This is a genomic window from Mesorhizobium sp. WSM4819 (genome assembly GCF_055811215.1).
The window spans coordinates 23,485-29,880 of the sequence record NZ_JBVVQO010000055.1 but is presented as its reverse complement, the minus strand read 5'-3'; the positions used below and the strand labels follow the sequence as shown (position 1 = coordinate 29,880).

Genomic DNA, 6,396 nt, shown 5'->3' with positions numbered 1-6,396 from the left:
CCCCCCCCCCCCCCCCCCCCCCCAGCCCCCCCCCCCCCCCCCGCCGGGGGGCCGCCCCCCCCCCCCCCCCCCGGGGGGGGGGGGGGGGGGGGGGCCCGCCCCCAACCCCCCCCCCCCCGCGCCGCGGCAAGCAGCGGCGCGCTGGCATTGTAGTCGAGATAGGCGCGTCTTCCGGCCATTTTCGTTTCGATCGGTCCCTTCAAGAGCCATTCCGCGAGGATAGCGCGTTATTTCCTTGAAATTGCAAGGCAAGCCGTCCTATTTACGCGACTTGCGGCGTGGATGGCCGAACCACGACGTTTTGGCCACCCAGTTTTGAACAATTCTAAACTAGCTTCTAAGAAGACGCTCGCCCTGCGTCAAGGCCATAGGAAGAGTTGTTCCGGGCGCCGCGCACTTATGCCATGTGGAGTATTTTATGCCTGAGGTCATTTTCACCGGTCCGGCCGGCCGCCTGGAGGGTCGCTACCAGCCTTCCAAGGAAAAGAGCGCGCCGATCGCCATCATCCTGCACCCGCACCCCCAGTTCGGCGGCACGATGAACAACAAGATCGTCTACGACCTCTTCTACATGTTCCAGAAGCGGGATTTCACCACGCTTCGCTTCAATTTCCGCGGCATCGGCCGCAGCCAGGGCGAATTCGACCACGGCACCGGCGAATTGTCGGATGCGGCGGCGGCACTTGACTGGGTGCAGTCGCTGCATCCGGATTCCAAGAGCTGCTGGGTGGCCGGCTATTCGTTCGGCTCGTGGATCGGCATGCAGCTTCTGATGCGCCGGCCGGAGATCGAAGGCTTCATCTCGATCGCGCCGCAGCCCAACACCTATGATTTCTCGTTCCTGGCGCCCTGCCCGTCGTCCGGCCTCATCATCCATGGCGACGCCGACAAGGTCGCGCCGCCAAAGGACGTGCAGGGGCTGGTCGACAAGCTGCACACGCAAAAGGGCATCACCATCACCCAGAAGACCTTGCCCGGCGCCAACCATTTCTTCTCCAACGATGCGGACCTCTTGCTCCAGGAATGCGCGGACTATCTCGATCGCCGTCTGGCAGGCGAGTTGTCCGACCCGCGGCCGAAACGGTTGAGATAGGCCGAACAGCGAAGATATCTCCGGCATCTCGCGTCGGGCTCTGTCGCAGGATATGGCATTCGATTCGAAGCCGTGCGGCGCCGTTACAGCGGTCAGGTGGAAAAACCGGTTTCCCCTTTTGCTGACCGCGCTTGGATGCTAAACGCCCGCGTTCACGCATGCCACGCCCGATCCGCTTCGGTTGGGCGCTTTCGGGAAAGAAAAAATGTCCGCCTTCAAATCCGATTTCCTGCGCGTAATGAGCGAGCGTGGTTTCATCCACCAGATTTCGGATGATGCCGGCCTCGACCAGCTTTTCGCCGGGGAAACGGTGACCGCCTATGTCGGCTACGATGCCACCGCGACCAGCCTGCATATCGGCAATCTGATTTCCGCGACCATGCTCTACTGGCTGCAGGAGACCGGCCACCGGCCGATCGCACTGATGGGCGGCGGCACTTCGATGATCGGCGATCCTTCCTTCCGCGACGACCAACGCAAGCTTTTGACGCCTGAGGCCATCGCCACCAACATCGAGGGCATCAAGCGCATCTTCGGCCGCATCCTGCGTTTCGGCGACGGTTCAAACGACGCGATCATGGTCAACAATGCCGACTGGCTGATGAAGCTCAACTATGTCGAGTTCCTGCGCGATGTCGGCCGGCATTTTTCGGTCAACCGCATGCTGACCTTCGACAGCGTCAAGCTGAGGCTCGAGCGCGAGCAATCGCTGTCGTTCCTCGAATTCAATTACATGATCCTGCAGGGCTATGATTTCGTCGAACTCAGCCGGCGCTATGGCTGCCGCCTGCAGATGGGCGGATCGGACCAGTGGGGCAATATCATCAACGGCGTCGATCTCGGACACCGCATGGGCACGCCGCAGCTTTATGCCCTGACCACACCGCTGCTGACGACGTCGTCAGGCGCCAAGATGGGCAAATCGGCCAAGGGCGCGGTCTGGCTGAACGGCGACCTCTACTCGCCCTATGATTTCTGGCAGTACTGGCGCAACACCGAGGACGCCGACGTCACGCGCTTCCTCAAGATTTTCACCCGCCTGCCGCTCAGCGAGATCGCGCGGCTCGCCGCGCTTGGCGGCTCCGAGATCAACGAGGCCAAGAAGGTCCTGGCCACTGAAACGACGGCTATCGTGCATGGCCGCGAGGCGGCCGAGCAAGCCGAGGAAACCGCGCGCAAGACGTTTGAAGAAGGTGCGCTGGCCGAAACGCTGCCGACCGTCGAGGTCGGCAAGGCCGATCTGGAAAGCGGCGTCGGCATATTGTCGCTGTTCGTTGCCGCCGGGCTTGCCGCGTCCAACGGCGAGGCGCGGCGACACATCCAGGGCGGCGCCGTGCGGCTGAACGACCAGTCCGTGTCCGACGATCGCCGGTTGGTGACGCTTGAGGATCTAGGTCCGGAACAGGTCGTAAAGCTGTCGCTCGGCAAGAAAAAACACGTTCTGGTGCGGCCGGTCTGACTGGCCGGCTCGGACGCCCATGTGTGGACGTTCCAGCGCGCGTATCGAACTCGCATCTTGCTACCAAAAGTTGCGCGGAAGAAGCCTGCGCAACTTTGTTGCTTTCGGAGTTCACACCGGCTACGTCGGGACCGTGGGAGCAGCCTCCAATTCGTCAAACCGCCCATGGACTTCGATATCGTCGAGAAGTCCCATCCACAGCGACACACATAACCCAACCATCACGAGGAGGAACGGCGCGGCCGCGACAATGGATGCGGTCTGGAGTCCAGCCAAGCCACCCATCACCAGCAAGACACAAGCAGAGGCTCCGGCCAAAATGCCCCACAGAACCACGATCCCGGACCTTGGGTGAAGAGTACCGCGCGAAGAGAGCATTCCCATGACAACGGAAGCCGCGTCAGCTCCCGAAACGAAGAATATTGCAACCAGGAACATCGCAAGGGTCGATGTCAGCGTGGTGGCCGGATATTGGGCAAGAAGCGCGAACAGCGATACTGGAGCGCCCTTTCGTTGACGGCTTCGACAAGTCCGCCCAATCCCATCAGTTCCGAGTGAAGTGCAGTTCCGCCCATGACGGTGAACCAAAAGAAGGTAACAGCGCTGGGGATGAGCAACACGCCAACGATAAACTCGCGGATTGTGCGGCCCCGAGAGATCCGAGCTATGAAAACGCCGACAAAGGGAGCCCAGGATATCCACCAGGCCCAATAGAAGATGGTCCAGCTGCCAAGCCATTTTCCGTCGCTGAATGCTGCCGTGCGGAACGACATGGAGACCAGGTCGCTGAGGTAGTAGCCAAGCGATTCGATCAGCGTGTCGAATATGAACACGGTCGGTCCAATGATCGTCAGAAAGAGCAGGAGCAGCAGAGCAATGACCATATTCAGGTTGCTCAGGAATTGCACGCCCTTGCCAACACCGGAAACCGCCGACAGGATGAACAGAACGGTCAATGCCGCGATAATCGTCAGTGCGATTGTTGCGGACTCGCCGGTATTCCAGAGGAAGTTCATCCCGCTGTTGATCTGCTGAGCGCCAAGTCCCAACGAAGTGGCCGTTCCAAACAGTGTCGCGATGATTGCGAGGATGTCGATCGCCCGGCCTATCGGGCCGTGGATGCGGCTGCCGAGCAGAGGCTGGAAGGCACTCGACATCAAAGTCGGCAGGTTGCGCCTGTAGCTGAAGTACGCAAGCGCCAATCCAACAACCGCGTAGATCGCCCACGGGTGCAGCGCCCAATGGAAATAGGCGTATTGCATTGCCACGACCGCGGCCTCCCGTGACTGCGGCTCCGCCATTCCGTGCGGTGGCGCGCCAAAATGGAAGACCGGTTCGGCCACGCCCCAAAACATCAGGCCGATGCCCATTCCGACGCTGAACATCATGCAGACCCATGACACGGTCGAAAATTCAGGCTTTTCGTCATCTCGCCCGAGCTTGATCTTGCCGAACCTGCCAACCGCCGGGAAAACAGCGAACATCAGGAAGAACGCCGTCGAAACGACAAACATCCAGCCGAATGTTTTGATGATCGTATTCAAAGTCGCTGTCGCCACTGTGGCGAGACTGTCAGGAGCGAGGCCGCCCCAAAGCACAAAGCCGCCAGCTATGATGACAGCCGGCCAAAATACGCCGGAGTCTACACTCCGGGTGCTGTTACGGACATCCGCTCACTCCCATTTTGTGTGAACATCGTGCGCGGCCGGCTTTTCAAGCATTTTCTGGCTGGAACGACAGAGCGGTTCGCGTGGTAAAACTGATTGAATGACGCTGCGTTAGCTGGCTCAATCGCGACTTCGTTGCGACCCAGTTCCGACACATTCGAAAAGTTGTCGGTCATGTCGTCCGCGCTCCGACGACATCGCGCAATAGCTGCTTAGTGCGGAGGAACCCGCTCTTGCCGGAGAGCGGCAGTCCATCCCGCATGGTCATAGAGCGTGCCCTGGAAGGTGGTACCGATGCGCGGGCCGCGCAGCACGCCAATTAGCCCGATTCAGATAGCCGGCGCCCTTGATCAGCCACATGCCCAAATTGCTGGATTTGGCAGCCCAGGAAGGATAGGCTTGGTTTTTGGTTCAGGCGATGGAACAGAGACTAGCCGCAATTCTGGCTGCCGATATGGCGGGCTACAGTCGGCTAATGGAGGCCGACGAATCCGGCACGCTCGCACGCCTTCGGACCCATCGCATAGAACTGGTCGATCCCGCCATCGCGAAGAACAAGGGCCGGATCATCAAGACCACCGGAGACGGCATGCTCGTTGAGTTCCAGAGCGTGACCGATGCCGTGAAATGCGCCGTGGAAATCCAACAGCGCATGAAACGGCGCAATTCGGATGTGCCGCAAGAACGGCGTATCGAATTCAGGATCGGCATAAATCTCGGCGACATCATTTTCGACGATGACGACATTTTCGGCGACGGCGTCAATATTGCCTCGCGCATCGAGCAACTCGCCGACGTCGGCGGTATCTGCGTGACCGCAGCGGTGGCGACCCAAATTGCCGACCGTCTCGAAATTGCCATGGAGGATTTGGGCGAGAAGACGTTAAAGAACATCAGCCGCCCGGTTCGCCTCTATCGCATTGGGCTTGACAGTCCTGTCCTGCCAGAAGTCGAGGCAAAGCGATCCATCTCGAAACCTTCGATAGTGGTGCTGCCATTCACCAACATGAGCGGCGACCCCGAGCAGGAATTTTTCGCGGACGGACTGACCGAGGACATCATCACCGAACTGTCCCGCCACCATGAGCTGTTCGTCATCTCGCGCAATTCCAGCTTCGTCTACAAGAACCGCGCCGTGAATGTGCGCGAGGTGGCCGAGAAACTAGACGTCCAATACCTGGTGGAGGGAAGCGTTCGCAAGATCGGCGACAGGGTGCGCGTGACGGTTCAGCTCATCGACACGGCGAATGACGCTCATATCTGGGCAGACAAATATGACCGGAAGCTGGACGACATCTTCGCGATTCAGGATGAGGTGACCGCGGCGATCGCAGCCACGCTGCCCGGTCGTGTCGAGGCGGCTCAGCGGGACCAGCTCGCGCGGGCGAAACCCGCAAACATGGCCGCGTATGAATGTGTGCTTGCCGCCAAGGTGCTGCATCACAAAAGCACGATTGCGGATAATGAACGCGCGCAAACCTTGATAGGCAGGGCCGTCGCGCTCGACCCCGATTATGCCCATGCCCATGCCTGGCGGGCCTGCATTCTTGGTCAGGCCTGGGTCTATAACTGGTGCAAAGACCGGGATGCCGTCTGGAACGACATCATGGCAGCGCTGGACAGGGCGCTGGCGCTGGACGACAACGATGCCGATGTCCACCGCATCCTCGCCGCAGTGAACGTGAACAACAATGAGCTGACCACAGCGCGCTACCATCAAGAGCGCGCCCTCACCCTCAATCCCAATTACGACCTCGTGGTGGTGCAGCAAGGCGAGTTGTTGACGTGGCTGGGGAGGCCGGAAGAGGGAATTGAATGGATCCGCAAGGCAATGCAGTTGAATCCGCACCACCCGGAGAGGTTCTGGAGCCATCTGGGAAAGGCGCGTTTCGCCGCGCGCCAGTATGGCGAGGCGATCGAAGCTTTCATGCATCTGTCAACCATGGACTCGGTTCAGCATGCTTTCGCCGCTGCCTGCTACGGCTGGCTCGGCGACGAAATCGCCGCCGCGGCGCATCTACGCAAGGTCAAAACGCTCGATCCCCAATTCGACCTCGATTCATTTATCGCCACCCTGCACTATGCCCAAGAGTCTGATGTGCAGCACGTCCGCGAGGGACTGCTGAAAGCCGGTATTGCCCACCTGTAGCCAGCCCGTAACTACGAACCAGATCCCA

General features: G+C 60.1%; 3 protein-coding genes and 1 pseudogene. 3 read left to right on the top strand and 1 reads right to left on the bottom strand.

What is annotated here, in order from left to right:
- Positions 1-418: 418 nt before the first annotated feature.
- Both AC0L18_RS30570 and tyrS read left to right on the top strand, forming a co-directional pair.
- Positions 419-1,093, top strand: coding sequence for an alpha/beta hydrolase (locus AC0L18_RS30570; RefSeq protein WP_027154148.1), 675 nt, complete (start codon positions 419-421; stop codon positions 1,091-1,093).
- Positions 1,094-1,298: 205 nt separating this feature from the next.
- Positions 1,299-2,552, top strand: a complete 1,254-nt coding sequence (tyrS, locus tag AC0L18_RS30565; protein WP_473495471.1) for a tyrosine--tRNA ligase — start codon at positions 1,299-1,301, stop codon at positions 2,550-2,552.
- A 120-nt stretch (positions 2,553-2,672) separates the two neighbouring features.
- On the opposite strand, the pseudogene AC0L18_RS30560 reads toward tyrS, so the two are convergent.
- Positions 2,673-4,168 (bottom strand): annotated as a pseudogene (locus AC0L18_RS30560) (BCCT family transporter).
- Positions 4,169-4,637: 469 nt separating this feature from the next.
- Between AC0L18_RS30560 and AC0L18_RS30555 the strand changes: the two are divergent.
- A complete protein-coding gene (locus AC0L18_RS30555) occupies positions 4,638-6,368 on the top strand; it encodes an adenylate/guanylate cyclase domain-containing protein (protein WP_473495470.1) in 1,731 nt (576 codons plus the stop codon).
- The last annotated feature ends 28 nt before the right edge of the window (positions 6,369-6,396 follow it).